Annotated in this window: 20 protein-coding genes and 2 pseudogenes; 9 read left to right on the top strand and 13 right to left on the bottom strand. The window is 71.2% G+C overall.

The annotated features are described in order from the left end of the window. Positions 1 to 11 precede the first annotated feature (11 nt). From AC1PME_RS16295 to AC1PME_RS16280, 4 genes are all read right to left on the bottom strand, one after another. Positions 12 to 1,502 (bottom strand): hypothetical protein, encoded by a 1,491-nt coding sequence (locus AC1PME_RS16295; RefSeq protein WP_481096438.1) that lies wholly within the window; start codon positions 1,500 to 1,502, stop codon positions 12 to 14. Positions 1,503 to 1,593: 91 nt separating this feature from the next. Then, positions 1,594 to 2,748 (bottom strand): glycerophosphodiester phosphodiesterase family protein, encoded by a 1,155-nt coding sequence (locus AC1PME_RS16290; protein WP_307552026.1) that lies wholly within the window; start codon positions 2,746 to 2,748, stop codon positions 1,594 to 1,596. 210 nt (positions 2,749 to 2,958) lie between these two features. Beyond that, positions 2,959 to 3,855: a glycerophosphodiester phosphodiesterase family protein gene (locus AC1PME_RS16285; protein WP_481098133.1), complete on the bottom strand. Its 897-nt coding sequence runs from the start codon at positions 3,853 to 3,855 to the stop codon at positions 2,959 to 2,961. Positions 3,856 to 3,878: 23 nt separating this feature from the next. Then, positions 3,879 to 6,374, bottom strand: a complete 2,496-nt coding sequence (locus AC1PME_RS16280) for a TonB-dependent receptor (RefSeq protein WP_481096437.1) — start codon at positions 6,372 to 6,374, stop codon at positions 3,879 to 3,881. Positions 6,375 to 6,490: 116 nt separating this feature from the next. On the opposite strand from AC1PME_RS16280, the gene AC1PME_RS16275 reads away from it, so the two are divergent. Beyond that, positions 6,491 to 7,612 carry an ROK family protein gene (locus AC1PME_RS16275; RefSeq protein WP_481096436.1) on the top strand — a complete coding sequence of 374 codons (1,122 nt, stop codon included), beginning with the start codon at positions 6,491 to 6,493 and terminating at the stop codon, positions 7,610 to 7,612. A gap of 141 nt (positions 7,613 to 7,753) precedes the next feature. Here the strand turns inward: AC1PME_RS16275 and AC1PME_RS16270 are convergent, their stop codons facing one another. After that, on the bottom strand, positions 7,754 to 9,091 hold the full coding sequence (locus AC1PME_RS16270) for an MFS transporter (RefSeq protein ID WP_481096435.1): 1,338 nt from the start codon (positions 9,089 to 9,091) through the stop codon (positions 7,754 to 7,756). A 98-nt stretch (positions 9,092 to 9,189) separates the two neighbouring features. Here AC1PME_RS16270 and AC1PME_RS16265 point away from each other — a divergent pair, with 98 nt between their 5' ends. Beyond that, positions 9,190 to 9,600, top strand: coding sequence for a Rap1a/Tai family immunity protein (locus AC1PME_RS16265; protein WP_481096434.1), 411 nt, complete (start codon positions 9,190 to 9,192; stop codon positions 9,598 to 9,600). 138 nt (positions 9,601 to 9,738) lie between these two features. Here AC1PME_RS16265 and AC1PME_RS16260 read toward each other — a convergent pair whose 3' ends face one another. The 5 genes from AC1PME_RS16260 to AC1PME_RS16240 all read right to left on the bottom strand — a co-directional run bounded on the left by AC1PME_RS16260 (position 9,739) and on the right by AC1PME_RS16240 (position 17,090). Continuing rightward, positions 9,739 to 11,787, bottom strand: coding sequence for an oxidoreductase (locus AC1PME_RS16260; RefSeq protein ID WP_481096433.1), 2,049 nt, complete (start codon positions 11,785 to 11,787; stop codon positions 9,739 to 9,741). A gap of 640 nt (positions 11,788 to 12,427) precedes the next feature. Further along, positions 12,428 to 13,450, bottom strand: coding sequence for a zinc-binding alcohol dehydrogenase family protein (locus tag AC1PME_RS16255; protein ID WP_481096432.1), 1,023 nt, complete (start codon positions 13,448 to 13,450; stop codon positions 12,428 to 12,430). A gap of 42 nt (positions 13,451 to 13,492) precedes the next feature. Next, positions 13,493 to 14,527: an aldo/keto reductase gene (locus AC1PME_RS16250; protein WP_307552011.1), complete on the bottom strand. Its 1,035-nt coding sequence runs from the start codon at positions 14,525 to 14,527 to the stop codon at positions 13,493 to 13,495. 32 nt (positions 14,528 to 14,559) lie between these two features. Continuing rightward, entirely contained in the window at positions 14,560 to 15,837 is a 1,278-nt protein-coding gene (locus AC1PME_RS16245) for an SGNH/GDSL hydrolase family protein (RefSeq protein WP_481096431.1), read from the bottom strand. Continuing rightward, a complete protein-coding gene (locus AC1PME_RS16240; RefSeq protein WP_481096430.1) occupies positions 15,834 to 17,090 on the bottom strand; it encodes an MFS transporter in 1,257 nt (418 codons plus the stop codon). The genes AC1PME_RS16245 and AC1PME_RS16240 overlap by 4 nt, the downstream gene beginning before the upstream one ends. A 100-nt stretch (positions 17,091 to 17,190) precedes the next feature. On the opposite strand from AC1PME_RS16240, the gene AC1PME_RS16235 reads away from it, so the two are divergent. The 4 genes from AC1PME_RS16235 (at position 17,191) to AC1PME_RS16220 (ending at position 21,165) form a co-directional block, all read left to right on the top strand. Continuing rightward, positions 17,191 to 18,102: a LysR family transcriptional regulator gene (locus AC1PME_RS16235; protein WP_254458930.1), complete on the top strand. Its 912-nt coding sequence runs from the start codon at positions 17,191 to 17,193 to the stop codon at positions 18,100 to 18,102. Positions 18,103 to 18,379: 277 nt separating this feature from the next. Then, positions 18,380 to 19,477: an OmpA family protein gene (locus AC1PME_RS16230; protein ID WP_254458929.1), complete on the top strand. Its 1,098-nt coding sequence runs from the start codon at positions 18,380 to 18,382 to the stop codon at positions 19,475 to 19,477. A 319-nt stretch (positions 19,478 to 19,796) separates the two neighbouring features. Then, complete coding sequence (locus tag AC1PME_RS16225; protein WP_254458928.1) at positions 19,797 to 20,285, top strand: hypothetical protein; 489 nt, start codon at positions 19,797 to 19,799, stop codon at positions 20,283 to 20,285. Between the two features lie 40 nt (positions 20,286 to 20,325). Continuing rightward, positions 20,326 to 21,165: a pseudouridine synthase gene (locus tag AC1PME_RS16220; protein WP_481096429.1), complete on the top strand. Its 840-nt coding sequence runs from the start codon at positions 20,326 to 20,328 to the stop codon at positions 21,163 to 21,165. On the opposite strand, the pseudogene AC1PME_RS16215 reads toward AC1PME_RS16220, so the two are convergent. From AC1PME_RS16215 to kbl, 3 genes and pseudogenes are all read right to left on the bottom strand, one after another. Continuing rightward, positions 21,116 to 21,278 (bottom strand): annotated as a pseudogene (locus AC1PME_RS16215) (HNH endonuclease); the annotation flags it as partial. The gene AC1PME_RS16220 and the pseudogene AC1PME_RS16215 overlap by 50 nt on opposite strands. 249 nt (positions 21,279 to 21,527) lie before the next feature. Continuing rightward, positions 21,528 to 21,774, bottom strand: a pseudogene (locus tag AC1PME_RS16210) (HNH endonuclease); the annotation flags it as partial. Position 21,775: 1 nt separating this feature from the next. Further along, positions 21,776 to 22,978, bottom strand: coding sequence for a glycine C-acetyltransferase (gene kbl, locus AC1PME_RS16205; RefSeq protein WP_481096428.1), 1,203 nt, complete (start codon positions 22,976 to 22,978; stop codon positions 21,776 to 21,778). 190 nt (positions 22,979 to 23,168) lie between these two features. On the opposite strand from kbl, the gene AC1PME_RS16200 reads away from it, so the two are divergent. The 3 genes from AC1PME_RS16200 to cysW are packed head-to-tail and all read left to right on the top strand — an operon-like array spanning position 23,169 to position 26,252. Next, the gene (locus AC1PME_RS16200; RefSeq protein ID WP_481096427.1) at positions 23,169 to 24,191 is read left to right on the top strand and encodes a sulfate ABC transporter substrate-binding protein; all 1,023 of its coding nucleotides are present in this window, start codon (positions 23,169 to 23,171) and stop codon (positions 24,189 to 24,191) included. Between the two features lie 4 nt (positions 24,192 to 24,195). Continuing rightward, entirely contained in the window at positions 24,196 to 25,296 is a 1,101-nt protein-coding gene (locus AC1PME_RS16195) for an ABC transporter permease subunit (RefSeq protein ID WP_307551999.1), read from the top strand. Next, positions 25,296 to 26,252, top strand: coding sequence for a sulfate ABC transporter permease subunit CysW (gene cysW / locus AC1PME_RS16190; RefSeq protein WP_307551997.1), 957 nt, complete (start codon positions 25,296 to 25,298; stop codon positions 26,250 to 26,252). Before AC1PME_RS16195 ends, cysW begins: the two co-directional genes overlap by 1 nt. Positions 26,253 to 26,255: the final 3 nt, after the last annotated feature.

The raw sequence follows: 26,255 nt of genomic DNA, 5'->3' as shown, positions 1-26,255 counted from the left end.
GCGCGCGCGGCTCAGGGAAACTGCCCGCGTTGCATCAGCATGGCGTAGACCTTGACCACCGGGTCGGCGTGTCCGTTCAGTTGCGCCAGGCGTTGTTCGCGATCGGGCCAGCGTTGTGCCTGATCGGCGAGCACGCGCAGATCGCCGAACCAGGTGTCGTGGTCTTGCGCGTAATAAGGACCGCTCAGCAGCGTGGCGAGCAGCGCCATGCCGCGATCGCGCGCGGCGCCGGCCGGCGCGTACTCGAGATAGCGCAACAGTTCGCGCAGGCGCGCGCGCTGCACGCGGCCGCTGCCGTCGCTGGCCGCGGTCTGCTGCAGCACGCCGTGGTCGAGCTGGTCGAGAAACTCCATCGACGCCTGTTCCGTGGCGGCATCGCCGGCACCGGCGGCGGGATCGAGCAATTGCGCGCGGATGTTGTAGCCGGCCTGGCGGATCAGCGAAATCGCATCCGCATCGACCGTCAGCGCGGGGGCCGGCGGTGCCGGCACGATGCGTTCGGCCGGCAACTGGGCGACGAAGCGTTGTTCCAGCAACCAGTGCTCGCCGAGCACGCTGGACGCACAGCGGGTCTGCGCCAGATGCGCGGCGACATAGTCGCGGTAGGCGCCATGCAGGCGCTCGCGCAGCGCAGCGTCGGACACTTGCTGCAGCAGCAGCGGCATGTCGCCGGCCACGCTCAGCTCGGTGGCGGTAAAGCCGGCATCGTCGCCGCGGATGCGCGCGAACATGCGCACCAGGCTGTCGACGAGCTGCGCCTGCCCGGCGCCGTCCAGCGGCGCCGCGGCAAGCGCCATCTTCAGCGCCGGAGCGGTGTCGGTTTCGTGGTGCGCCGCGTCCAGGCGTGCGGCGAGCGCGCTGGCGCGCGCCGCCGGCTGGGTCGGCTGCAATGCGCTGGCCAACGCATAGGTCGGACTGGGATCGTCGAGATCGTCCGCATCGCAACTGCCGGCATGCGGCGTCGGCAGTGCGGCGAACAGCGCCTGCGCCTGTGCCGGCGTGGCGCGCTGTGCGGCGCGGGTCTGCAGCGTGAGCTGGTCCAGGCCGGCGGTCCGCGATGCGCGCAATTCGTTGTCGCGCTCTTCGTCGATGCTGCCGACGCGGGCCAGGCCGGGCAGGCGCCGTTGCGCGCGCTCGGCCAAGGCCACGGCCTGTTGCGTCAGCCGTTGCGCGGCGGCGGCACGGTCGCCGTCGGCGGGCAGGTCGGCGGATGCGGCCAGGCGCAGCAGCACATCGGCCTGGAAGTCGGGCGGTAGCGCCTGCGCCGCGGCCAGCACCGCGCTTGCGGGCGGTCCGGGCATGGCGCTGCCGTTCATCGACGCGGCGTCGGTGGGCAGGGAGGTCTGCGCGCTTGCCGGGGCGGCATGCGGACGCGTTGCGAGGGAGGCCGGCGCCGCGGTCTGTGCGCCGTGCGCGGTCGCCGCGCGTTGCAGCAGCGGCACGCACGCGCCGGCGACCAGCAGCGCGAGAAGCAGATGGCGGGGACGTGGGGCGGAACGCATGGGGAACTCCTGAAGGCGTAGGGCATGCTGCACGGCGCGCGGGCGCCGTGCAGTGCCGGGGAACGGATTCCCCGGCGCGACCACGCGATGGTCAGTTGTAGCGTGCGGTGTTGCGCGGCACGTTGGCGCCGATCACGCCGAGCGGATCGTCGGTGATGATGCTGGTGAAGCCGGCGGTGACCTGCGCGCGGAAGTTCGGACGGTCGTCGGCGGTCTCGTTGCCGAAGTACTTGGTCCGCGTCAGGTAGTCGTCCAGCGACGCACAGCAGGTGCCGTTGCTGCGCACGTAGTGCTGGCCGTCATGGCTGCTGAGGCGATACTCCGGCACCGGCGAGAACGCGCCGATCGCCTGCTTCTGCGCCTGGTTGTCGGCCAGCAGCTCGGCGGTCGGGTCGCCGCGACGGGGCTGCTTGTTGCCGATTTCCAGCCAGGCGAAGCCGTTCTGCCTGCGCACTTCGGTGATCCAGCCGCTGACGCGGCACAGCGGCGTGTTGGGCGCGGTGGAGCCGCACAGGCCGACGTAGTTGTCGGCGATCCTGTCCATGTCGCCGGCGTAGACGGTCGGTGCGAACGGCACGCCCTTGGTGAAGCGGGTGATGTCGCTCGGGGTCTTCGGCAGCAGCGAGGCGCTGAACTTCAGCACCACCTGGTTCTGCATCTTGAACGCATTGACTTGGTCGGCCGCGCGCGACACCGCGTCCAGCGACTTCAGGTCCAGCACCACCACCATGTGGTTGGCGTAGTGGCTCACCGCGTCCAGTGCGACGCCCAGCGAGGCCGGATGGTCGTTGGTCTTGGCGAAGTTCTTGTCGCGCAGGTACAGGTTGATCAGATCATGGCTGCTCAGGGTGCGGATGTCCGGATTCCAGCCGGCCGGATTGCTTGCCGGCTGGAAGATGTTGAAGCCGGGGTTGTGGTCGATGACACGGCCGGCGTTCTGGTCGTGGAACAGCCAGAGCACGCCATCGGACGCCTGCTTGACGTCCAGTTCGATCGCTTCGATGTCGCGGTTGTAGGTGTCCAGGATCGAGCAGGTGGAGTTCTCGGCGCAGCCGCTGCCGACCAGGCCGCGATGCGAGATCACCACGACGTCGGCGTGATTGCCCTGGTAGGGATGCTTCATCACGTTGAGGATATGCGCCGGGTTCCAGTTGCTGGCGGCCGACGCCATGCCGGACAGCGCCGTCAGCGACGCGCAGGCCAGCGCCAGGGCGAGCGCCTTGGCGGGTTTCTTGGGCAGTTTCATGTGCTCTCTTCCGTTCGGGGGTTGATGGAATGAAGTGAAACAGGCGCAGCGCGCGGCAACCGCCGTGCCCGTGGGCGCGGTCGTCTGCAGCGCAGTGCTCGAAGTGACGGGCATCGTCCTGGCGTTGCATGCCGCCCGTCTGAAACTGGACTCCTGGCGACGCTGCGCGTGGCCATCGCGCGGCATCGCCACGATTGGGACCCAGACCGGCTACCGTGGCGTTTCCGCGCCGTGCAGGTAGCGTTGCAATGCCAACGGTTCGTCGGTCTGGATCATGCTGATGTCGTATTGGCGCAACCGGCCCCAGACCGCGGCCGGATCGCGCAGCGCGCGCTGGTCGGTGTAGTCCGCCGACAGGCGCATCGGTTTGCCGCTGGCGATGTCGTTGGTCATGGTGTTGACGAACAGCCGCGTGTGCGGCGCCAGTACGCGTTGCGCGATGTCCAGCACCGCCGGGTCGTCGAACATCAGCTGCACCACCGCCGGCTGCAAGCTTGCGGCACGGCGCAAGGCCTGCTCCGGCGGCAGTGCCGAATCGCGCTGCAGGTACAGCGCCTGCACCGCGATGTCGGCGTTGCGCGCGCGCTGCAGCACTGCCGCGGGCACGTCCAGCGGCACGTTGAGCAGCACGTCGCGTTGCGCGCCGGCGGCCTCCACCGCGTCGATCACCTGCTCCAGCGCCGCCGCCTTGATGTCGAGGTTCACCAGCACCTTGCCGCGCGCCAGGGCCAGCGCTTGCGCCAGCGTCGGCGGGTGCCGCGCGGTGAGCGCGCTGCTGCCGCCGCCGCCCTGGCTGCGCACGCGCAGCGCGGCGATCTGCGCGGCGTCCAGCTCGGCCACCGCGCCGTGTCCGTCGGTGGTGCGGTCCACGGTGGCGTCGTGCATCAGCACCAGCGCGCCGTCGCGGGTGGTGCGCACGTCGATCTCGACCATGTCCACGCCGCGGGCGATGCACGCGGCGATGCCGTCCAGGGTGTTCTCCGCGGCGAAGGTCCAGCAGGCGCGGTGCGACACCACCAGCGCCGGCCCGTGCGGATCGCGCAGGCGGTCGGGCAGGCTCGGCGCCGCCGCCATGGCCAGCATCGGCAGCGACAGCGCCGCGCCCATCAGCAGTCTCCGGCAGCGCATGCTCACCATCTCCAGGTCAGCGAGGCGTTGTAGGTGCGGCCGAAGATCGGGCGCGCGTAGATCGCGTCGGCGGTGCCCTGTCCGGACAGCGTGTCCACGCGCGCATTGCCTTCGGTCAGGCCGAGCGCGTTGCTGATGTTGGCCGCGTGCAGTTGCAGTTCCAGGTGCTCGCTCAGCCGCGCGAACAGGCCCAGGTCGTAGGTGGTGTAGGCGGGCAGGGCGGTGGCGTTGGTGTAGTCGACGTAGCGCTGGCCCATGCGATAGGCGGTGGCCGACAGTTCCACCGGCCGGCCGTCGAGATCGAAGTACAGGGTCGGGCTGAGCGAGGCCATGAACTTGGGGATGCGCGAGATCTGCTTGCCGTCCAGGTCGCCGTAGCTGGCGCCGGTGGTCGCATTGCTCAGGCTGCGCGTCTGCGGATCCTGCAGCGTCGCCGAGCCGGTGATGCCGAACAGCGGCGACGGGCGCCAGGTGAGCTCCGCTTCCAGGCCCAGGGTGCGGGTCTTGCCGACCAGCGCCAGGCTCTGCACCGCGCCGCTGCCGTCGAGCACGATGGCGTTGATCGACAGGTCGTTGAAGCGGCTCCAGAAGCCGACCGTGGAGAACGAGACGGTCTCGCCGAAGCTGCCGCGCAGGCCGGCTTCGGCCTGGTCGATGTCGGTGACGTCGGCGTTCTGGGTCTGGTAGACGTTCTGCAGCCGCGGCAGCCGTTGCGACTGGGTGTAACGGGCGAAGGTCTGCACCTGCGGGGTCAGCGCGAACTCGGCGCCAAGCGTCCACTGCGTGGCGTGGCGATGATCGGTGCGCGGACTGAATGCGCCGCTGAGGCCGCCGACGTTGTCGTCGGCCAGCGTGGTCGGATCGCCCAGGTTGCGCGTGCTGTTGGCGTACACGCCGCCGTTTGCGTTGTAGCGGGTGTAGCGCACGCCGGCATCCAGGCCGAGGCGGCCCAAGCGCACCGAATCCCACAGGTAGGGCGACAGGTAGGTGCCGTTGGCGAAGCCGCGGGTGACGCCGTTGCCGTAGCGCACGAAGCCGTTCTGCGTCACCGCGCCGACCACGTTGCCGGCGGCGTCGTAGGCCAGTACGTCCAGGCGCTGCGCGTGGTTCTGCAGCGTGGTCAGCACGGTGTTCTGCAGCCGGTCCTGGCGGTATTCGAAGTGCTGCACGTTGAGGCCGGCAGTGAGCGTGTGCTGGCCCAGCGCGGTGTCGTCGAAGGCCTTGCTCAGGCGCAGGTCGTCGGACAGCGTGCGCAGGTGGGTGCGGGCGTTCCACAGGCCGCTCTCCAGCACCAGGCCGTCGGCCGCGGCCGGATCGTAGGCGGCGCCGGTGCGGGTGACGACATAGCCGACCCCGGCCACGCCCGTGCCGAAGCCGCTGCGCGCGCGCCCGAGCTGGGTGGCGAGGTAGGCGTTGGCGTCGTAGGGCGCGGCGCCGGAGAACAGCGCGGTGTAGTCCACTTCCGCATCGACGAAGCGCATGCGGTTGTCGAGGGTCAGGCCGTCGCCCAGATCCCATTCCAGGTGCGTGCCGAGCTGCTTGACCTTGCTGTGGATGCCGTCGGCCAGGTCGAGGTTGCGCGCCAGCGGGCCGTTGCCGTCGAAGCTCAGCACGGTGGTGTGGCGCAGGTCGTCGGACAGCAGCGTGCCGTCCAGCGGATCGATCAGCGCCGACAGCGACTGCGACGGATTGCGCGGGTCGGCGAGCGGGATCGGGTTGTAGAAGGCGGTGCGGTCGTTGAGGTATTTGGCGTCGACGTCGAGTACCGCATCGCCCATCAGGAAGGTCAGGTTGCCGCGCAACTGGCCGCCCTGATCGGCGGTGTAGCCGGTGCGGCGCAGACCGTCGTCGCTGCGGTGGTAGCCGCCGATGCTGTACAGCACGTTCTCGCTGAGCGGGCCGGCACTGTAGGCGTCCTCGCGGCGCAGGCCGTCGCTGCCCACGGTCATGCGCAGCGCGCCCTCGGGCGTGGCGGTGCCGTGGCGGGTGATGGCGTTGACCGTGCCGCCCGGCGCGTTGGTCGCGAACAACGGCGAGGTGCCGCCGCGCACCACTTCCAGGCGCTCGGTCATCATGTCCAGCGCGAACAGGGTATCGACGTTGAAGAAGCTTTCCTGCGGCTCGTCGAACAGGCTCAGCCCGTCTTCCTGGTACTGCACGTAGTACCAGCCGCCGGCCGGCAGGCCGCGCACGTACAGGTTCTGGCCGCCGCCCTGGCCGCCGGAGGGCTCGGCGGAGAAGCCGGGGACCGCGCGCAGCATGTCCACGCTGCTGGTCGGGGTGCTGCGCTCCAGGCGTTCCCTGGACACCACGCTGATCGCGAACGGCGCGTCCTTCTGCGACTGGCCCTGCGGGGTGCCGGTGACCACGATCTGGTCCAGGGTAGTCGCGTCGGCCGATGGCGACGGCGCGTCCTCGGCATGCACGGTGGCGGCACTGCCGAGGATGGACGCGAGTGCCAGCGCCAGCAGGCTCGGGTGCGGATGAACGGTACGCATGAAGGTCCCCACAAAATAATGTGGGATTAATACTATTTGTGATGTATGAAACTTCTATGTCCGCATGCTAGGTTGTAGCGGTCCGTGCATCCATCACGATTTCCATCCACCTGCCCATGCCGCATCCCGCTTTCCCGCCACGCGTCAGCGCCGGCGGCCGCCAGTTGCTCGACCGTGTGTTCAAGACCGGGGTGCAGACCCAGGCGGCGCTGAGCCGCGACCTGGATCTGTCGCAGCCCACCGTGGCGCGCCTGCTGCAGGGCTTCGTGCAGGACCGCATGGTCCAGCTCAGCGCCCGCGCCGCCGAGGGGCGCGGCAATCCCAGCGTCGACGTGCGGTTGGCGCCGGACTACGCCTATGCCTTCGGCATCGGCCTGATGGGCGACGTGGCGGCGCTGGCGCTGGTGGACTTCGCCGGCAACGTGCGCGGCCAGCGCCGCATCGGCCTGGCCGACATGCGCCGCGCGCCGGTGCTGGCGCAGTTGCAGCGCTTCCGTGACGAACTGCTGGCCGAGACCGGCGTGGACCCGGCGCGGGTGGTCGGCATCGGCATGGCGATCTCGGCGTTCTTCACCGGCCAGGGCCGGCAGATGGCCGGGCCGCCGACGCTGGAGGACTGGACCCAGGTGGACCTGGTGCCGATCGTGGAGGAGGCGCTGGGCGGTCCGGTCACGGTCGAAAACGACGGTGCCGCGGCCGCGGTGGCCGAGAGCCTGTACGGCGTCGGCCGCGAGTGCCGCGACTTCGTCTACCTGCATCTGACCAACGGTTTCGGCGGCGGCATCATCGCCGATGGCCGGCTGTTCCGCGGTTACCGCGGCAATGCCGGCGAGTTCGGCGGCATCTGGACCGTCGCCGGCATGGCCTATCCGAATCTGGACGCGTTGCTGTCGCTGGTGCGCGCCGCCGGCCAGGACTATGCCGGGGTCGAGCAGATGCTCGGCGCGATCGAGGCGCACACCCCGGGCGTGGAGGCCTGGCTGGACATGGCCGAGGCACCGTTCTCGCAGCTGTGCGCGTATCTGGCCTATGCGCTGGATCCGCAGGTGATCGTGATCGGTGGGCGCCTGCCACCGGCGCTCGGCGCACGCCTGATCGAGCGCATCCGCATCCCGCGCGCACCCAACCGGCACGGCCTGGCACCGCCGTTGCCGCAGCTGTGCATCGCCCGCACCGTCGGCGACGCGGTGACCCTGGGCGCGGCGCTGATGCCGCTGCAACGGGCCTTCTTCGCTTAGGACAGGCAGGGGGCCGGGCGCGATGCGCCGTGCCCTGTGTGCACCGCGCCGATGCGATGCGGCCGACGATCCGCGTCAGAGAGGCCGCCTGCGTTGTGTCGCGGGCGGGTGCCGCGCGGGCGCCGGCCATGTCCCGACGCCTCACCCGCTGCTGGCGTTCGCCGCCATGCCGGCGCCGACCGGCAGCGATCGGCCGCGCCCGGTGAGCCGGGCCAGCAGCAGGCACAGCGCCCCGCACAGCAGCGGGCCGGCCGCCATCGCCCAGCACAGCAGCACGCAGTGCCCGTTGCGGTAGGCCAGCGCGTCCAGCAGCAGGCCGATCAGCACCACCCCGGCCGCCAGCGCGACCTGCGCGGCGGCGGTCAGCGCGGCGAAGCACAGCGCGTGCTCGGCGACCGCACGGGTCGCGGTGCACTGCGCATGCCAGGCCCACACCAGTTGCCCGCCGCTGCCGCCGATGGCGCCGATGCAGGCCGCCGCGGCTAGGCTCAGCAGCGGCTGCGCCGGCAGCGCCAGCGCGAACAGCGGCGCGCTTAGCAGCAGCGCGCTGCCGAGCCAGGCCAGGCGCTGCGGCGGCGTGCGCTGGCGGCCCCAGCGTGCGGCCAGCGGCTGTACCAGCACGGTGCCGAGCGCGTAGGCGATCAAGACCGCACTGCCCCAGCCGGGCGACAGCAGGCCGTAGGCGGCCACGTACGGGGCGAGTTTGGTGAACGCGGGCAGGGTCAGCGAGACCGCCGCGATCAGTACCAGCGGCTGCCAGGGAATCGCGCGCCAGGAGGGCGCCGCTTCGGCCACGGCCAGGTACCCGGTGGGGGTGCCGGCGGGGGCCGGGTGCGCCTCGGCGTGGCGGCACAGCACCCGTTGCAACCGCCAGGCGCACAGCATCGCCAGCGCCGCCAGCACCGCGCTGGCCTGCAACGCCAGGCCTGCGCCGTCGGCGCCGCGCGCCAGCACCGCGCCGACCACGCCGCTGATCAGCAGCGCCGCCGCGCCGCTGCCGACCAGGCGCAGCGCGCTGGCGCCGTCGTGGCCGCGCCAGGGCCACTGCGCCAGGCTCAGCAAGGTGTTCTGCGCCACGTCGCAGGCGGCGTAGGCCAGCCGGAACAGCAGGCTCACCACCAGCACAAAGCCCAGCCGCAACGGCGGCGGCAGCAACGGCGCGGCGAACACCAGCAGCAGCGCCAGCGCCGCGGCGGCCAGGCCCTGCCATTGCAGGCGCCCGGCGCTGCCCACGTCGCGCAGGCGCCGGCGCAGGCCCCAGCCGGCGCCGAGGCCGATCGCGGCGCTGAGCAGCAGGCCCAGCGCCAGCACCAGCCCGGCGGCGAGCGCACGCAGGCCCGCATGCTCGGTCAGCGAGTAGATCAGCAGCAGTTCGCCGGCGTACCACAGCAGGCTCTTGCCGAAATGCGCCCCCGCATACGCCGCCAGGGCCGCTTGCGGCAGGCGGGGCAGCGTGGACGGGAGCGAGGGACGCGGCATGCCCAGGCTTATAGCCGCGCGATGCGACAGCACCAAGTCGGCTGCACCGGCTTGCTAGGATCGGGGCCGCTGATCCCGGCCGCCCAAGGAGTCCGCCGATGTCGCTGTCGCCGTCGTTGCCCCGGCTGCTGTGCCTGTGTCTTGCCGCCTGCAGTGCGCCTGCCGCCGCGTCGGTGGCCGCGCGTCCGCAGGCGGTCTACCAGCTCTCCGCTGCCGATCTGCTGCGCCTGCTGCGCGGCGATGCGCAGGCCGCGGCGCTGCCGCTGGCCGGCAGCGCCGCGCAACGCCGGGCGCAGGCGAACGCGATGGCGCGGCTGTACATCGCCGGCGTCGCCGATGCCACCGAGGGCCGGCAATGGTGCGCTGGCGAGCAGGGCGTACTGGCGCACGAGCTGGTCGATCGCGTGTTCACCGCGCTCGCCGCGTTGCCGCCGGCACGGTTGCGGCAGCGCGCGGCGATTCCGGTCGGAGAAGCGCTGCACGCGGCGTTTCCCTGCGCGGTCCGTTGAGGCGCGCCGCGCGCGCGGCAACCGCGCCGGGATCGAGGACGACCGCCGTTCGCTGCACGACGTCGCGCCGTACGCGTCGGCGCGGCGGTGCGCGCGCTGTTCGCCGACTGCCTGCCGACCGACCGCGCGCGACGCGCCCTACAGTTGCGCCGCCAGCCGGCTGCCCTGGGCGATGGCGCGCTTGGCATCCAGTTCGGCGGCGACGTCGGCGCCGCCGATCAGGTGCGCGCTGCGGCCGGCGGCCTGCAGTGCCGCGTGCAGGTCGCGGCGCGGTTCCTGGCCGGCGCAGACCACCACGGTGCCGACCGGCAGCACCTGCTCGGCGCCGTCCACGCGGATGCGCAGGCCGGCATCGTCCACGCCCAGGTATTCGACGCCGCCGAGCATGGTCACGCCCTTGGCCTTGAGCGTGGCGCGATGGATCCAGCCGGTGGTCTTGCCCAGCCGCGCGCCGGGCCGGCCCGGGCTGCGCTGCAGCAGCCACACGCTGCGCGCCGGCGGCTCCGGGCGCGGCTTGCACAGCGCCCCACGGCCTTCGAACTGCGGGTCCACGCCCCATTCGGCCATCCACCGTGCCGGGTCCAGCGCGGTCGATGCGCCGGCGTGCACCAGGAACTCGCCGACATCGAAGCCGATGCCGCCGGCGCCGATGATCGCCACCTTGTCCGCCGCCTGCACCCGGCCCTGCAGCACGTCCAGATAGCTGACCACGCTGGGATGGTCGGCGCCGGGGAAGTTCACCGTGCGCGGCACGATGCCGGTGGCCAGTACCACCTCGTCGAAGTCGGCCAGCAGCGCCGCATCGGCGGTGGTGTGCAGGCGCAGGTCCACGCCGGTGGCCTCGAGCTGGTGGCGGAAATAGCGCAGCGTCTCGTGGAATTCCTCCTTGCCGGGAATGCGCTTGGCCACGTTGAACTGGCCGCCGATCTCGCTGGCGCTGTCGAACAGGGTGACGCGGTGGCCGCGTTGCGCGGCCACGGTGGCGCAGGCCAGGCCGGCCGGGCCGGCGCCGACCACGGCGATGCGCTTCGGCGCGCGGGTCGGCAGGTAGTTCAGTTCGGTCTCGGCGGCCGCGCGCGGATTGACCAGGCAACTGGCGGTCTTGTTCTCGAACACGTGGTCCAGGCACGCCTGGTTGCAGGCGATGCAGGTGTTGATCGCCTGCGCCTGGCCGCGTTGCGCCTTGTTCGCCCATTCCGGGTCGGCCAGCAACGGCCGCGCCAGCGACACCATGTCGGCGCCGCCGCCGGCGAGGATGCGTTCGGCCACGTCGGGCATGTTGATGCGGTTGGTGGCGATCAGCGGCAGCCGCACGTGCGGCTTGAGCTTGGCGGTGACCGCGGCGAAGGCCGCGCGCGGCACCGAGGTGGCGATGGTCGGCACGCGCGCCTCGTGCCAGCCGATGCCGGAGTTGATCAGGGTCGCGCCGGCGGCCTCGATCGCCTGCGCCTGCGCCACGATCTCCTGCCAATCGCTGCCGTCCTCGACCAGGTCCACCAGCGACAGCCGGTAGACGATGATGAAGTCCGGTCCGCAGGCGGCGCGGATGCGGCGCACGATCTCCACCGCGAAGCGCATGCGCTTGGCCGCGTCGCCGCCCCAGGCATCGGTGCGGCGGTTGCTGCGCGGGGCCACGAACTCGTTGATCAGATAGCCTTCCGAGCCCATCACTTCGACGCCGTCGTAGCCGGCCTCGCGCGCCAGCTTCGCGGCGTGCGCGTAGGCGTCGATCTGGCGTTCGACGCCGCGCGCCGACAGCGCGCGCGGGGTGAACGGGTTGATCGGCGCCTTCAGCTTCGACGGCGCCACCGACAAGGGGTGGTAGGCGTAGCGCCCGGCGTGCAGCAGCTGCAGGCAGATCTTGGCGCCGTGCGCGTGCACCGCGGCGGTGACCTGCCGGTGCGGGCGCACCTCCCAGGGCCAGGACAGCTTGCCGCCGAACGGCTTCAGCCAGCCGACCACGTTCGGCGCGAAGCCGCCGGTGACGATCAGCCCGACGCCGCCGGCGGCGCGCTCGGCGAAGTACGCGGCCAGCTTGGGGAAGTCGCGCGCGCGGTCCTCCAGGCCGGTGTGCATGGAACCCATCAGGATGCGGTTGCGCAGCGTGGTGAAGCCCAGGTCCAGCGGGGCGAACAGGTGCGGATAGGCGGCGGGGGCGGATTCGGGCTGGCCGGAGGCGGGCGACATGGCGTGGATACGCAGGCGTACGGAAGGGCGCAGGGTGCCGTGAAACTTGGGTTACGGCAAGAGGGACATTGCCTTACGTGTCCTTGCGTGCCTTTACGGTGACGTCGAGGTTGCCTTCCTTCTGGCGCTGCGATTTGAAGCATGAAGCTTTGAATCAAGAGCAAAAGCTTCCGCTGGCGCGGGTTACTTTTCTTTGCTTGTGCAAAGAAAAGTAACCAAAAGAAGCGCTTCACCACAGCCGAAGGCTGGTCAAGCACACCCCGCAGCGCGCCCTCCGCGCTGCGCGCTCCGGGTCCGCAGCCACGACGGGGATTCGCGGAAGGGGCTTGTCTGCTTCGCAGCCAAGTCCGGGGCAGTCGCCTCACGGCGCCAGCCCGCCCGCCGGGGCGAAGCAGTGCTTCGCCTTTTTCCGGCGAGCCCTGCCCCTGCCGCGAACGGCGCACATCCATGTGCGCCGCCCTTCGGGTTTTTCCCCGCCGCGTCTGCCGCGCTGAGGGGACCCGGTAGATCAAAAGCACAGCAAAGGCAGCAGCAACAAAAGCAGCAACAGAAGCAGAGCTATCAGTCACGTTCGGGCGATGACCGCTAGGCGCGCAAAGCTGGGCGATCGCACCCGTGTTCCAGTCACAGCGTGGCCCACTCAGCCCCAGCCGACCAGCGCCAGTTTGCCGATGGTGCTGCCCGACTCCAGGCGCCGGTGCGCCTCGCGCAGGGTGGCGGCGTTGATCGGGCGCAGTGTCTCGGTCAGGGTGGTGCGCAGTTCGCCCGCGTCCACCAGGCTGGCGGTGCGCGCCAGGATGCGGTGTTGCTCGATCATGTCCGCGGTGCGGAAATGGGCGCGCGCGAACATCATTTCCCAGTGGATGCCGATGGACTTGGCCTTGTACGGGTCGCCGATGTGCAGCGGCCCGCTCGGCTCGACGATCAGCCCGACGTGGCCCTGCGGCGCCAGCAGCTCGCCCAGCGCCTGCCAGTAGCGGTCGGTGTCGGCCAGGTTCAGCGCCGCTTCCACCTGGTCGATGCCCAGCGCCTGCAACTGCGCTGCCAGCGGCTGGCGATGGTCGATCACGTGGTGCGCGCCGAGCTGCAGGCACCAGTCGCGGGTCTGCGGCCGCGAGGCGGTGGCGATCACCTCGAAGCCGGCATGCCGCGCCAGCTGGATCGCGATCGAGCCGACCCCGCCCGCACCGCCGATCACCAGCAGGCGGCGACCGCGGTTGCGTTCGTCGTCGAAGTCGAACGGCATGCGCTGGAACAGCAGCTCCCAGGCGGTGAGGGTGGTCAGCGGCAGCGCCGCGGCCTGGGCGAAGTCCAGCGTGGCCGGCTTGCGCGCGACGATGCGCGCATCCACCAGCTGGTACTGCGCGTTGCTGCCGGCGCGGGTGACGTCGCCGGCGTAGTAGACCTCGTCGCCAGGTTCGAAGCCGTCGACGTCGGGTCCGACCGCCTCGACCACGCCGGCGGCGTCGTAGCCCAGCACCTTGGGCTGGCCGTCGGTCGCGGCCTTGGCGCGGACCTTGGTGTCCACCGGATTGACCGACACCGCCTCCACCCGCACCAGCAGGTCGTGGCCGCCGGGCGCGGGCGGCGGCGGCAGCTCGAGGTCGCGCAGCGACTGGGGATCGTCGATCGGCAGGGGGTGGAGAGTGGCGACCGCTTTCATGGAGGCTCCTGGATGTGAGGGAAAGGAGGGCGTGGCCACGGCTCAGACCGGCCGTGGGTTGCGCTCGGCGAAGCCGCGCTGGTGCCAGTAGGGATAGGCCGGTACCGCTGCGCTGGCCGCATCCAGTTGTTGCAGGTGGGCGGCATCGAGGGTCCAGCCGACCGCCCCCAGATTCTGCCGCAACTGCTCCTCGGTCCGTGCGCCGATGATCACGCTGCTGACCGTCGGCCGCTGCAGCAGCCAGTTCAGTGCGATCTGCGGCACGCTCTTGCCGGTCTCGGCGGCGATCGCCTCGAGTGCGTCGAGCACCCGGAACAGACGCGCTTCCTCCACCGGCGGGCCGGCTTCGGTGACGGTCTTGTCGTGCAGGCGGCTGCTGTCCGGCAGCGGCTGGCCGCGGCGCAGCTTGCCGGTCAGCCGGCCCCAGCCCAGCGGGCTCCACACCAGCGCGCCCACGCCCTGGTCCAGGCCCAGCGGCATCAGTTCCTCTTCGTAGTCGCGGCCGATCAGCGAGTAGTAGGCCTGGTGCGCGACATAGCGCGACCAGCCATGGCGGTCGGCCACCGCCAGCGACTTCATCAGGTGCCAGCCGGAGAAGTTGGACACGCCCAGGTAGCGGAGCTTGCCGGCGCGCACCAGGTCGTCGAGCGTGGACAGGGTTTCCTCCACCGGCGTGCGCGCGTCGAAGCCGTGCAGCTGGAACAGGTCGATGTAGTCGGTGCCCAGGCGCGCCAGCGCCGCGTCCACTGCGCGGATCAGATGGAAGCGCGAGGCGCCGACGCTGTTGGGGACGTCGCGGTCGAAGCGGAAGCCGGCCTTGGTCGAAATCAGCACCTGGTCGCGGCGGCCCTTGATCGCCGCGCCCAGCACCGATTCGGCGGCGCCGCCGGAGTAGATGTCGGCGCTGTCGAACAGGGTGACGCCGGCGTCCAGGCAGATGTCGATCAGCCGGCGCGCCTGCGCCACGTCGGTGTTGCCCCAGGCGGCGAAGAACGGATCGCTGCCGCCGAAGGTGCCGGTGCCGAAGCTGAGGACGGGAACCTGGAAGCCGGAGGCGCCGAGGTAACGGTATTCCATGGGAGAACTCCTGCGTGGGAAAGGGAGAGAGGTCAGCGCGCCGCGGCGGGGGCGGCGGCGTCGGGAAGCGCAGCGGGGGCTGCGCCGAGCAATTGCGCGGCGGCGTCGGCCATGGCCGCGTAGCCGGCATCGCCGGGATGCAGGTGATCGCCCGAGTCGAACGCCGCCCGCATCCGCGTCGGGTGCGCGGGGTCGCGCAGCACTGCATCGAAGTCGAGGATCGCGTCGAAGCCGTTATCGGCGCGTAGCCAGGCGTTGACCTGCTGGCGCACGGCTTCCTTCTGCGCGCTGTAGTAGCCGGGGATCGGCGCGTCCGGCAGCGCGCCTTCGAACGGGGTGAGGGTGGCGCCGATCACCCGCAGGCCGCGCGCCTGCGCGCGCTGCAGCAACTGCCGGTAGCCGGCGATCAGGTCCTCGGCCGGCACCGGCGCATCGTCCGGGGCGAACGGCGTGGCGTACCAACTGATGTCGTTGATGCCCATCAACAGGATCAGGGTGTGCACGCCGGGCTGCGCCAGCACGTCGCGGTCCAGCCGCGCCAGCGCGTTGCGGCCCATGCGGTCGCGCAGCACGCGGCCGCCGGAGATGCCGGCGTTGAGCACCGCCACCCGCTGCGCCGCCAGCCGCGTGGCCAACTGGTCCGGCCAGCGCCGGTCCTGTCCCGGCGTCGAGGCGGCGCCGTCGGTGATCGAATCGCCCAGCGCCACCACCGCACCGGCGGCGTCGGCGCGGCGCACCTGGATGCCGCTGACGAACAGCCGCACCGGCAGCGCCGTGGCGTCGGCCAGCGCGGCGTCGGCGGTGCGCTCGCCCTCGGCCAGCCAGGCGCTCTGCAGGCCTTCCCAGTGGAAGGTGGACGGCGCGGTCGGCTGCGGCAGGTACAGGCTGATGCTGAGCCGGGCCAGGTCCGGCACGACCAGCGCCACCGGGTCGCTGAGCACCGGCGCGCCTGGCGGCACGATGACATCGGTCTTGCCGCCGAAGCGCAGCGGCCGCTGCGACCCGGGCCGGATCGCAGCGCCGTCGCCGGCCAGCGCCAGCGACGCGGCGCCGATGTGCAGCGGCGTGTCGCCATAGGCGTTGCTCAGCTCCACGCGCACCTCGCTGCCGCCGAGGCTGACCCGTGCCACCTGGCGTACGGTCTGCCGCCACAGGTGGAACGGCGTCTGCGTCGGGAACGGGAAGTCCGCGCTCCACAGCGGCTGCGGGCTGGCCTGCCAGGTCGCGATCCAGTCGCGCGGCGCCGCGTCGGCCGCGATCGCCAGTGTGCCCAGCAGCGCCGTCGCCAGCACCGTCCGCGCCCGGCTCATGCCGCACCGCCGGCGGCGCAGCCCGCGCCGGCGCTGGTGCCGGCCGCGGTGGCGGCGGTGGCCGGCGACAGCCGCAGCGCGCCCAGCGCCACCGCCAGGCCGGCCAGGGTCAGCAGCGCCGCCACCCAGGGCAGTTGCGACAGGCTGCCGCCATGGCCGAGCACCAGGCCACCGAGCCAGGCGCCCAGCGCATTGCCCAGGTTGAACGCGCCGATGTTCAGGCTCGAGGCCAGATGCCGGCCGGCCTCGCCGGCCTTGCCCAGCACCCACACCTGCAGCGGCGCCACCGTGGCGAAGGCGGCCACGCCGAGCAGGCCGATGCCCAGCGTCATCGCCGGCGGCGACGGCAGGGCCAGGGTCAGCGCCGCCAGCACCACGGCCAGCACGCCCAGGCTCAGCGGCAGGGCCTGCCGCGGGCGGCGGTCGGCCAGGCGTCCGCCCAGCACGTTGCCGACGATCATGCCCACGCCGAACACCAGCAGCAGCGCCGACACCGCGCTGTCGGCCACCCCGGTGACCTGGGTCAGCAGCGGTTGCACATAGGTGTACACGGCGAACACGCCGGCATAGCCCAGCACCGTCGTCGCCAGGCCCAACAGCACCGGCGCACGACCGACCGCGCGCAGTTCCTCGCGCAGCGGCACGGTCGCCGGCGCGGCGCGGTCGGCCGGCACCAGCGCGGCGATCACCACGGTGGCCAGCGCGCCGATCGCCGCCACCGCCCAGAACGTGGCGCGCCAGCCGTAGTGCAGGCCCAGCCAGGCGCCGGCCGGCACCCCGAGCAGGGTGGCGACGGTGAGGCCGGTGAACATGGTCGAGATCGCCGAGGCCTTGCGCTGCGGCGGCACCAGCGTAGTGGCGACCACCGCGCCGACGCCGAAGAAGGTGCCGTGCGCCAGCGAGGTGACCACCCGCGCCGCCATCAGCGCCGCGTAGCTCGGCGCCAGCGCACAGGCCAGGTTGCCGGCGGTGAACACCAGCATCAGCGCCAGCAGCACGCGCTTGCGCGGCCAGCGCCGGCTGGCCACGGTCAGCAGCGGCGCGCCGAGGAACACGCCCAGCGCATAGCCGGAGATCAGCAGCCCCGCGGCGGGGACGCTGACCTGCAGGTCGGCGGCGACCTGCAGCAGCAGGCCCATGATCACGAATTCGGTGGTGCCGATGCCGAAGGCGCCGGCCGTCAACGCGAACAGCGCGAGCGGCGTGCGGCCGGCCGCGGGCGGGTGGGGAGGCGGGGCGAGCGAGGCGGCCATGCGGCGGCTCCGGAAGTGGCGGGGAGAACGGCAGCCTAGGCCTGCAGGTTCTTAGTAAAAACAGTAAAAATATTGAACTACTTTCAATGGAATCCACACAATGGACCGGATCGGCGATATCGCCCTGTTCCTGCGCGTGCTCGACCTCGGCTCGATCAGCGCCGCCGCACGCAGCCTGGACCTGTCGGTGGCGGTCGCCAGCCAGCGGCTGCAACGGCTGGAACGCACGCTCGGCGTGCGCCTGCTGCACCGGACCACGCGGCGCCTGCACCCGACCCCGGAAGGCCTGCACCTGGCCGAGCAGGGGCGCCCCCTGGTCGAGGACCTGGAATCGCTGGCCGGCGGCCTGCGCCAGGCCGGCGCCAGCGCCGCCGGCACCCTGCGGGTGACGATGTCGGCGGCGTTCGGGCGCCTGTACGTGTCGCCGCTGCTGCCGCGCTTCATGGCGCTGCACCCGCAGGTGCGGCTGAGCGTGCACCTGAGCGACAACGTGGTGGACCTGGTCAGCGAAGGCTTCGACCTGGCGATCCGGATCGGCACGCTGCGCGATTCCAGCCTGGTCGCGCGGCGCCTGGCCGGCAATCGGCGCATGCTCTGCGCCTCCCCCGACTACCTGCGCCGCCATGGCACCCCGGCCACGCCGGCCGACCTGGCCGCGCACGCCTGCCTGCTGCTGACCGGCAGCGACGGCCGCCAGGACACCTGGCGGCTGCAGGGCCCCGACGGCGAGATCGCCGTCCGCGTGGCCGGGCCGCTGGAGACCAACTTCGGCGAGGTGTTGCGCGATGCCGCGATCAACGGGCAGGGCATCGCCCTGCATTCGGAATGGCACGTGGCCGAGGACCTGCGGCAGGGACGGCTGCGCCAGGTGCTGGCCGACTACCCGCTGGCCGAGACCGGCATCTATGCGGTGATGCCGCAGCGCCGGCTGGTGCCGCCGCGGGTGCGCGCCTTCGTCGAGTTCATGCAGGCCGAACTGGCCGACCCGCCGCCGTGGGCGCGGCCGCGGTGAGACCTGGGTCGCCGTGTGGGTGGTTGTCTACGACCGCAAACGGTCATCGCCCCGCCGCATTGCGGGATTTCATTAACCTGTATAGGGTGTATCCACGGCCTGGCAGGGGCTGGCGTCGACTTTCACATGTTACGTGCTCGTTAACGCCATCTTCACTATGCCGCGCATAATGTGCGCGGCGATGGCGTGCGGAAACGGCCGTCTGGATGTGACGAGACATCTGTACTGAACCATGCCTCTACCGGTTTCTATCTCCCCGAAACAAGGAGTTGTATTAATGAACAAGAAAATTCTCACCGCCGCGTTGCTGGGCGGTCTGGCCGTCGCCCAGGCAGCGTCCGCGCAGGAATTCGACGACCGCTGGTACCTGACCGGTTCGGCTGGTTTCAACTTCCAGGACAAGGACCGCACCACCAACGATGCGCCCTTCGTCACCCTGGGCCTGGGCAAGTTCATCAACCCGAACTGGTCGCTGGACGGTGAGCTGAACTATCAGAACCCGAACTTCGACAAGAACCAGGACCTGAACTGGAGCCAGTACGGCATCTCGTTCGACCTGCGTCGCCACTTCATCCAGGAAGGCCGCGGCTGGAACCCGTACCTGCTGTTCGGCCTGGGCTACCAGCGCTCGGAAGAAGAGTTCGACACCGGCGGTCCGGTCTCCCCGGGCCAGCGCAAGGACGGCAACTTTGCCGCCAAGGCCGGCGTCGGTCTGCAGACCACCTTCGACAAGCGCGTTGCCGTGCGTGCCGAAGTGGCCTACCGCGCTGACTTCGACGACCAGAGCGTTGCCGCTCCGTCGCAGAACTGGTTCGGCGACGTGCTGGCTTCGGTCGGCGTCGTGATCCCGCTGGGCCCGCCGCCGGCTGCCCCGGTCGCCCCGCCGCCGCCGCCGGCCGCTGCGCCGAGCTGCGCCGATCTGGACGACGACGGTGACGGCGTCAACAACTGCGACGACAAGTGCCCGAACTCCCAGCCTGGCCAGACCATCGGTCCGGACGGCTGCCCGGTGCCGGTGTCGATCGACCTGAAGGGCGTCAACTTCGACTTCAACAAGGCGAACCTGCGTCCGGACGCCGTGGCGATCCTGAACGAGGCCGTCGAGATCCTGAAGCGTTACCCGGATCTGCGCGTCGAAGTGGCGGGCAACACCGACTCCATCGGTACCCCGGCCTACAACCAGAAGCTGTCGGTGCGTCGTGCGGCCGTTGTGTATGACTTCCTGGTCAACAACGGAATCGACAAGTCGCGTCTGATCGGCCCGATCGGCTACGGCGCTACCCGCCCGATCGCTCCGAACACCCTGCCGGACGGCAAGGACAACCCGGAAGGTCGTGCGAAGAACCGTCGTACCGAACTGAACGTCCAGAACTAATCGGACGCTTCCAGTCTCAAGCAAAGCCCGGCCTCGTGCCGGGCTTTGTTTTTGTGGGGTGGGTGTTGCATCGTCCGCCGCCGGCGGAGGAGCGGCTTCAGCCGCGACGGGTGTTCCCGTGAACGCCTGTCGCGGCTGAAGCCGCTCCTGCGTGGGGGCTCCTGCGTGTTGCTGGCGTCGATCGCTGCCCCGAGACCGGTCCAAGCTGAATTTTTTCAGCAATCCCAATTATTTAGCGCATGTAGTGCCGGTAACAGTTGAAAGCGCGCCGGGGCCTGCCTACACTCGCTCGTCGACTCGCCTGAATGGAAAAAAACCGATGCTGCGTATCGTGACGGCCAGCCTGCTCGCGCTCGCCCTGATTCCTGCGGCCCATGCCGCACCGGATTGCTCCGGTGACCTGCTGCCCAAGCCGCTGGCGCTGCCGGCCACGGTCGCCGCGCCGGTCGCTTCGGAACTGTTCAGCCGCAACGTGCAGCTGGGCATGCCCAGCGGCGTGCTGACCCAGTCCTACAGCAGCGACCAGTCGCTGGAGCGCGTGCTGCTGCGGCTGCGCGCCGACGGCTGCCAGAGCCTGGCCAATGCCACCCCGGGCGCGGTCAAGCCGAACGACCCGGCTGCCTACAAGCCGACCACCGCGTTCGACAACACGCCCTGGCGCTTCGACATGAGCCAGAACGGCAAGCGCATGACCGCCGAGGAGTTCGACGCCTGGATGAAGGCGCGCGGCGTGCGCGTGGTCAAGGCGCGTCCGGCACCGGCTGCCGCCGCCGAGGCGCCGGCACCGGTCGACGTCAACAAGCAGTAAGTCCGGCGCGCGGCCGCCTGCGGCCGCGCCCGTTCGCGCCGTGCGAGGGACCAAGCCGCCGCGTTCCCGCCGTCCGGCGTCGTCCCCGGCGGCGCCCACGCGTCCGCGTCCGCCCGCGCGCGGCGGCGCACCGGCCGCGCCGCGGCACGGCCTGGCGCGGACCCTGTCCAAGCTGGGCCTGTGCTCGCGCACCGAGGCCGCGCGCTGGATCGCCGCCGGCCGCGTCGCCGTCGACGGGCGCATCGTCACCGATCCCGAATTCCCGATCCTGCCGGGCCGCCACCGGTTGGCCGTGGACGGCGCGCCGCTGGCCGATACCGCGCGCCGGTACCTGATGCTCAACAAGCCGCGCGGGCTGGTCACCAGCGCGCAGGACGAGCGCGGCCGCGATACCGTGTACCGCTGTTTCGACGGCGCCGGCCTGCCGTGGCTGGCGCCGGTCGGGCGCCTGGACAAGGCCAGCGAAGGCCTGCTGCTGTTCAGCAACGACCCGCAATGGGCGGCGCGGGTGACCGATCCGGGCAGCGGCCCGGACAAGACCTATCACGTGCAGGTGGACGCGGTGCCCGACGCGGCGCTGCTGGCGCGGATGTGCGCCGGCGTGGTCGCCGAGGGCGAACCGCTGCGCGCCAAACAGGTGCGCCTGCTGCGCCACGGCGAGCGCCATGCCTGGCTCGAGGTGGTGCTGGACGAAGGCCGCAACCGGCAGATCCGGCGGCTGCTCGCCGCGCTCGGCCTGGACGTGCTGCGGCTGGTACGGGTGGCGATCGGCGAGCTGGCGTTGGGCGAGCTGGGCAAGGGCGCCTGGCGCGAACTCAGCGCCGCCGAAGTCACCGCGTTGGCGCCGGCGGCGGACGCCAGCGCGCCGGCCGCGCGCTGAGCAGGGCGGCGACCACCGCGCGGGCGCACCTCGCGGGCGCGCGCGTCCTGTGGCTCGCGCGCATCGTGGTGGCGGCCCTTGGCGTGATTGCAGCCGGCACAGGCCAGCGCTAGGGCGTGTCGCCCATCTCCGAGTATGCCGCGTTGGGCCTGGCAGGCGCGTGGCTGGTGTTGCGTGGCGCAGCGCCTGACTGGCCGTCAGGTCAAGCCGCGCGGCGCCTGCCAGGCGCAACCCGAGGGGCCGCGCTTGCGCACGCCCATGGCCGCGTCATCGCTAGGGCGTGGACGGACGTCCACTTCCTCGCGCTTCCTTGCCACAGGCGCGTGCAAGCGCGGCGCGGCATGCTCGGGGATTGGTGACACGCGCCAGATCGCGCGCATCGTTGGGGGCGTCGCCGACCCGGGCGCATAACGTCGCGGCGGTGCGGCGCCCGAACCAGGCCTGCGGCACCACGTGTTCGAGCGAGCAATGGCCCAGCGGCTCGCCGTCGCCACGCCCTAGGCGCCGCCGGCAATGCAGGCGGCGGCTATGCCAACCGCCGGCCGTCGGCTGCGCCTGGGCGTCGGTCTGCGCCGCCAGCACCAGCCGTTGGCGCAGCGCGTTGCGCATCTCAGGCGGCGAGCACGCCCAGTTCGCGGCCGATGCGGGTGAACGCGTCGATCGCCCGGTCCAGGTGCTCGCGGGTGTGCGCGGCGCTGATCTGGGTGCGGATCCGCGCCTGGCCCTTGGGCACCACCGGGAAGAAGAAACCGATGGCGTAGATGCCTTCCTCCAGCAGCCGCTCGGCGAAGCGCTGCGCCAGCGGCGCGTCGTACAGCATCACCGGGCAGATCGGATGGGTGCCGGGCTTGATGTCGAAGCCGGCGGCGGCCATGCGCTCGCGGAAGTAGGCGGTGTTCTCGACCAGGCGTGCGCGCAGGTCGTCGGCGGCGTCGAGCATCGCGAAGGCCTTGATGCCGGCGGCGACCACGTGCGGCGGCAGTGAGTTGGAGAACAGGTAGGGCCGAGAGCGCTGGCGCAGCAGTTCGATCACCTCGCGGCGGCCGGTGGTGAAGCCGCCCAGCGCGCCGCCCATGGCCTTGCCCAGGGTGCCGGTGAAGATGTCGATCTTGTCCAGCACGCCCTTGACCTCGGCCGAGCCGCGGCCGCTGGCGCCGAGGAAGCCGGTGGCATGGCATTCGTCGATGTGCACCAGCGCGTCGTACTTCTTCGCCAGCGCGGTGATCGCGTCCAGCGGGGCGATGAAACCGTCCATCGAGAACACGCCGTCGCTGGTGATCAGCTTGGTCTTGCAGCCGGCGGCGTCGGCCGCCTGCAGCTGCGCTTCCAGGTCGGCCATGTCGCAGTTGGCGTAGCGGAAGCGCTTGGCCTTGCACAGGCGCACGCCGTCGATGATCGAGGCGTGGTTGAGCGCGTCGGAGATGATCGCGTCCTGCTCGCCCAGCAGCGGTTCGAACAGGCCGCCGTTGGCGTCGAAGCAGGCGGCGTAGAGGATGGTGTCCTCGGTGCCGAAGAACGCGGCGATCTGTGCTTCCAACTGCTTGTGCAGGTCCTGGGTGCCGCAGATGAAGCGCACCGAGGCCATGCCGAAGCCGTGCGTGTCCAGCGCGTCCTTGGCGGCCTGGATCAGCGCCGGATGATCGGCCAGGCCCAGGTAGTTGTTGGCGCAGAAGTTGAGCACGCGGCGGCCGTCGGCGAGGACGATCTCCGCCGCCTGCGGGCCGACGATGATACGCTCGGACTTGAACAGGCCCTGGGCGCGGATCGCGTCCAGTTCCTCGGCGTAATGCTGGGTGAGGCGGGAGTCGGTCATGACGGGCACGCGCGGCGAAAGAGACGGCGATTTTACCGCGGCGCCCGCGCAGGCCGGGGTCGTCATGCGCAAATGGCATGAGCCGCTGCCCGGAAGTCATTTCACCCGCCGCCTGCCGCTGCGCAGCATGCGTCATGGTCCGCGGCGGGCATCGGCCGCGGCGTCGGCCTGTGTTTTCGGAGAACCGTCCATGTCCAGCCTTCCGCCGCGCCGTTGGCGCCCGCTGCTCGCACTCGCGCTGTGCGTGTTCGCCGGGGCCGCGGCCGCCGCCGAGACGCAACTGCTCAACGTCTCCTACGATCCCACCCGCGAGCTGTACCGGGACTACAACGCCGCCTTCGCCAAGCACTGGGCGCAGTTGCATCCCGGCGACACGGTCACGGTGGAGACCTCGCACGGCGGCTCCGGCAAGCAGGCGCGCGCGGTGATCGACGGGGTCGAGGCGGACGTGGTGACGCTGGCATTGGCCTACGACGTGGATGCGATCGCGGCCAAGAGCAAGCTGATCGATCCGAACTGGGCCACGCGCCTGCCCGACAACAGCGCGCCGTACACCTCGACCATCGTGTTCCTGGTGCGCAAGGGCAATCCGAAGGGGATCAAGGACTGGCCCGATCTGCTGCGCAGCGGCGTGTCGGTGATCACTCCCAATCCCAAGACCTCCGGCGGCGCGCGCTGGAACTACCTGGCCGCCTGGGCCTACGCCGACCACATCTTCAAGGGCGACCGCGAGCGCATCCTCAACTACATGCGCGCCTTGTTCCGCAACGTGCCGGTGCTGGACACCGGCGCGCGCGGCGCCACCACCACCTTCGTCCAGCGCGGCATCGGCGACGTGCTGCTGGCCTGGGAGAACGAGGCGTTCCTGGCGCAGCAGGAACTGGGCCAGGACAAGTTCGAGATCGTGGTGCCGAAGCTGTCGATCCTGGCCGAGCCGTCGGTGGCGCTGGTCGACAAGAACGTGGACAAGCACGGCACCCGCGCGGTGGCCGAGGAATACCTGAAGTACCTGTACTCGCCGGAAGGGCAGAAGATCGCGGCCAGGCACTATTACCGGCCGCGCCATCCCGAGTATGCCGATCGCGCGGATCTGGCGCGGCTGCCGAAGGTGCGGCTGGTCACCATCGATCAGGCGTTCGGCTCCTGGGCCAAGGCGCAGGCCACGCACTTCGACGACGGCGGCCTGTTCGACCAGATCCAGGCGAGCAAGTGACGCGATGGCCGTGACCGCCGCTGCCGTTCCCCGCGCACCGCGCCAGCGCCGGGTGATGCCGGGCCTGGGGCTGAGCCTGGGCATCACCCTGACCTGGCTGGGGCTGGTGGTGCTGATTCCCTTGCTCGCGGTGCTGCTCAAGAGCAGCGGGCTGGGCTGGGAAGGCGTGTGGCGGGTGTGGAGCGAGCCGCGGGTGCTGGCGGCGCTGCGCTTGAGCTTCGGCACCGCGCTGGTCGCGGCCGCGTTCAATGCGCTGATGGGCACCTGGGTGGCCTGGGTGTTCGTGCGTTATCGCTTTCCCGGCAAGCGCCTGTTCGACGCGATGATCGACCTGCCGTTCGCGCTGCCGACCGCGGTGGCCGGCATCGCCCTGACCGCGCTGTACGGCAGCAACGGCTGGATCGGGCGCTGGCTGGAGCAGCCGGCGCAGGCGCTGGCGGCCAGCCTGCCGACGCTGGCCTGGTGGTGGCCGCGGCTGGCGCTGCTGCTGGCGCTGTCGGCCACCGGTTACGCGCTGTTGCGACGCAGCCAGACGCTGCTGCCGGCACCGCTGCGCGCGCTGCAGCGCCTGCTCGGCACGGTCGCGGTGCTCAGCCTGGCCGCGCTGGGCGTCGGCGGCCTGCTGATCGGCTATGCCGGGCTGATGCAGAGCAGCGGTGCGGGCGGGATCAAGGTCGCCTACACGCCGCTGGGCATCGTCGTGGCGCTGGTGTTCGTGGGGCTGCCGTTCGTGGTGCGGATCGTGCAGCCGGTGCTGGCCGAGGCCGAGCGCGAACTGGAAGAGGCCGCGGCCACGCTCGGCGCCGGGCGCTGGCAGACGGTGCGCCGGGTGCTGCTGCCGACGCTGTGGCCGGCGGTGCTGACCGGGTTCGCGCTGGCCTTCGCGCGCGGCGTCGGCGAGTACGGCTCGGTGATCTTCATCGCCGGCAACCTGCCCAATGCCACCGAGATCGCGCCGTTGCTGATCACCATCCGCCTGGAAGAATTCGACTACGGCGGCGCCAGCGCGATCGCCGCGGCGATGCTGCTGCTGTCGCTGCTGTCGTTGCTGCTGGTCAACGCGGCGCAGGCCTGGTTCGCGCGGCGCGGCAGGGCGGTGGCGTGATGGCGTCCGTGGTCTCCGCGCTGGCCGCGCGCGTGCCCGGGCAGGCCGGCGCGGCCGCCGTGCCGTTGCACGTGCAGGCCTCGGTGGTCGACGAGCCGCGCTGGGTGCGGCGGCTGCTGATCGGCGGCGCGCTCGGCTTCCTGCTGGCGTTCCTGCTGCTGCCCTTGCTGCTGGTGTTCGTCGAGGCGCTGCGCAGCGGTGTCGACGTGTTCTGGCGCGCGATCTCCGATCCGGATGCGCTGGCGGCGATCCGCCTGACCCTGCTGGTCGCGGCGATCGTGGTGCCGTTGAACCTGGTGTTCGGCGTGGCCGCGGCCTGGGCGGTCAGCAAGCATCGCTTCCCCGGCAAGCGCCTGCTGGTGAGCCTGATCGATCTGCCGTTCTCGGTGTCGCCGGTGGTCGCCGGGTTGCTGTTCATCCTGATCTTCGGCCGCAACGGCTGGGCCTGGCCGCTGATCGACGAGGGCGTGCGGCTGTCCCTGCCGCTGCTGGGCGAGGTGGTGCTGCGCCTGCCGCGCATCGTGTTCGCGCTGCCGGGCATCGTGCTGGCGACCACTTTCGTCACTTTCCCCTTCATCGCCCGCGAGTTGATGCCGCTGATGGAGCAGCAGGGCGACGACGAGGAACTGGCGGCGCTGAGCCTGGGCGCCAGCGGCTGGCAGACCTTTCTCCGGGTGACCTTGCCCAACATCCGCTGGGGCCTGCTGTACGGCGTGCTGCTGTGCAGTGCGCGGGCGATGGGCGAGTTCGGCGCGGTGTCGGTGGTGTCCGGGCACATCCGCGGGCGCACCAACACGCTGCCGCTGCATGTGGAGATCCTCTACAACGAATACGCCTACAGCGCTGCCTTCGCCTGCGCCAGCCTGCTGGCGCTGACCGCGCTGCTGACGCTGGCCGTGAAGTCCTGGCTGCACTGGCGCCACGGCGCGGCGCTGGCCGCCACTCACCGACACTGAGGT

The sequence above is a fragment of the Xanthomonas sp. NCPPB 901 genome (assembly GCF_056725085.1).
The sequence above is the reverse complement of the archived record's forward strand: the minus strand, read 5'-3'. Positions and strand labels throughout refer to the sequence as shown.

What these genes read in the sequence shown, in the direction of transcription:
- AC1PME_RS16295 (WP_481096438.1), bottom strand. Translation starts at nt 1,502, where the DNA reads ATGCGTTCCGCCCCACGTCCCCGCCATCTGCTTCTCGCGCTGCTGGTC.
- AC1PME_RS16290 (WP_307552026.1), bottom strand. Translation starts at nt 2,748, where the DNA reads ATGAAACTGCCCAAGAAACCCGCCAAGGCGCTCGCCCTGGCGCTGGCC.
- AC1PME_RS16285 (WP_481098133.1), bottom strand. Translation starts at nt 3,855, where the DNA reads ATGGGCGCGGCGCTGTCGCTGCCGATGCTGGCCATGGCGGCGGCGCCG.
- AC1PME_RS16280 (WP_481096437.1), bottom strand. Translation starts at nt 6,374, where the DNA reads ATGCGTACCGTTCATCCGCACCCGAGCCTGCTGGCGCTGGCACTCGCG.
- AC1PME_RS16275 (WP_481096436.1), top strand. Translation starts at nt 6,491, where the DNA reads ATGCCGCATCCCGCTTTCCCGCCACGCGTCAGCGCCGGCGGCCGCCAG.
- AC1PME_RS16270 (WP_481096435.1), bottom strand. Translation starts at nt 9,091, where the DNA reads ATGCCGCGTCCCTCGCTCCCGTCCACGCTGCCCCGCCTGCCGCAAGCG.
- AC1PME_RS16265 (WP_481096434.1), top strand. Translation starts at nt 9,190, where the DNA reads ATGTCGCTGTCGCCGTCGTTGCCCCGGCTGCTGTGCCTGTGTCTTGCC.
- AC1PME_RS16260 (WP_481096433.1), bottom strand. Translation starts at nt 11,787, where the DNA reads ATGTCGCCCGCCTCCGGCCAGCCCGAATCCGCCCCCGCCGCCTATCCG.
- AC1PME_RS16255 (WP_481096432.1), bottom strand. Translation starts at nt 13,450, where the DNA reads ATGAAAGCGGTCGCCACTCTCCACCCCCTGCCGATCGACGATCCCCAG.
- AC1PME_RS16250 (WP_307552011.1), bottom strand. Translation starts at nt 14,527, where the DNA reads ATGGAATACCGTTACCTCGGCGCCTCCGGCTTCCAGGTTCCCGTCCTC.
- AC1PME_RS16245 (WP_481096431.1), bottom strand. Translation starts at nt 15,837, where the DNA reads ATGAGCCGGGCGCGGACGGTGCTGGCGACGGCGCTGCTGGGCACACTG.
- AC1PME_RS16240 (WP_481096430.1), bottom strand. Translation starts at nt 17,090, where the DNA reads ATGGCCGCCTCGCTCGCCCCGCCTCCCCACCCGCCCGCGGCCGGCCGC.
- AC1PME_RS16235 (WP_254458930.1), top strand. Translation starts at nt 17,191, where the DNA reads ATGGACCGGATCGGCGATATCGCCCTGTTCCTGCGCGTGCTCGACCTC.
- AC1PME_RS16230 (WP_254458929.1), top strand. Translation starts at nt 18,380, where the DNA reads ATGAACAAGAAAATTCTCACCGCCGCGTTGCTGGGCGGTCTGGCCGTC.
- AC1PME_RS16225 (WP_254458928.1), top strand. Translation starts at nt 19,797, where the DNA reads ATGCTGCGTATCGTGACGGCCAGCCTGCTCGCGCTCGCCCTGATTCCT.
- kbl (WP_481096428.1), bottom strand. Translation starts at nt 22,978, where the DNA reads ATGACCGACTCCCGCCTCACCCAGCATTACGCCGAGGAACTGGACGCG.
- AC1PME_RS16200 (WP_481096427.1), top strand. Translation starts at nt 23,169, where the DNA reads ATGTCCAGCCTTCCGCCGCGCCGTTGGCGCCCGCTGCTCGCACTCGCG.
- AC1PME_RS16195 (WP_307551999.1), top strand. Translation starts at nt 24,196, where the DNA reads ATGGCCGTGACCGCCGCTGCCGTTCCCCGCGCACCGCGCCAGCGCCGG.
- cysW (WP_307551997.1), top strand. Translation starts at nt 25,296, where the DNA reads ATGGCGTCCGTGGTCTCCGCGCTGGCCGCGCGCGTGCCCGGGCAGGCC.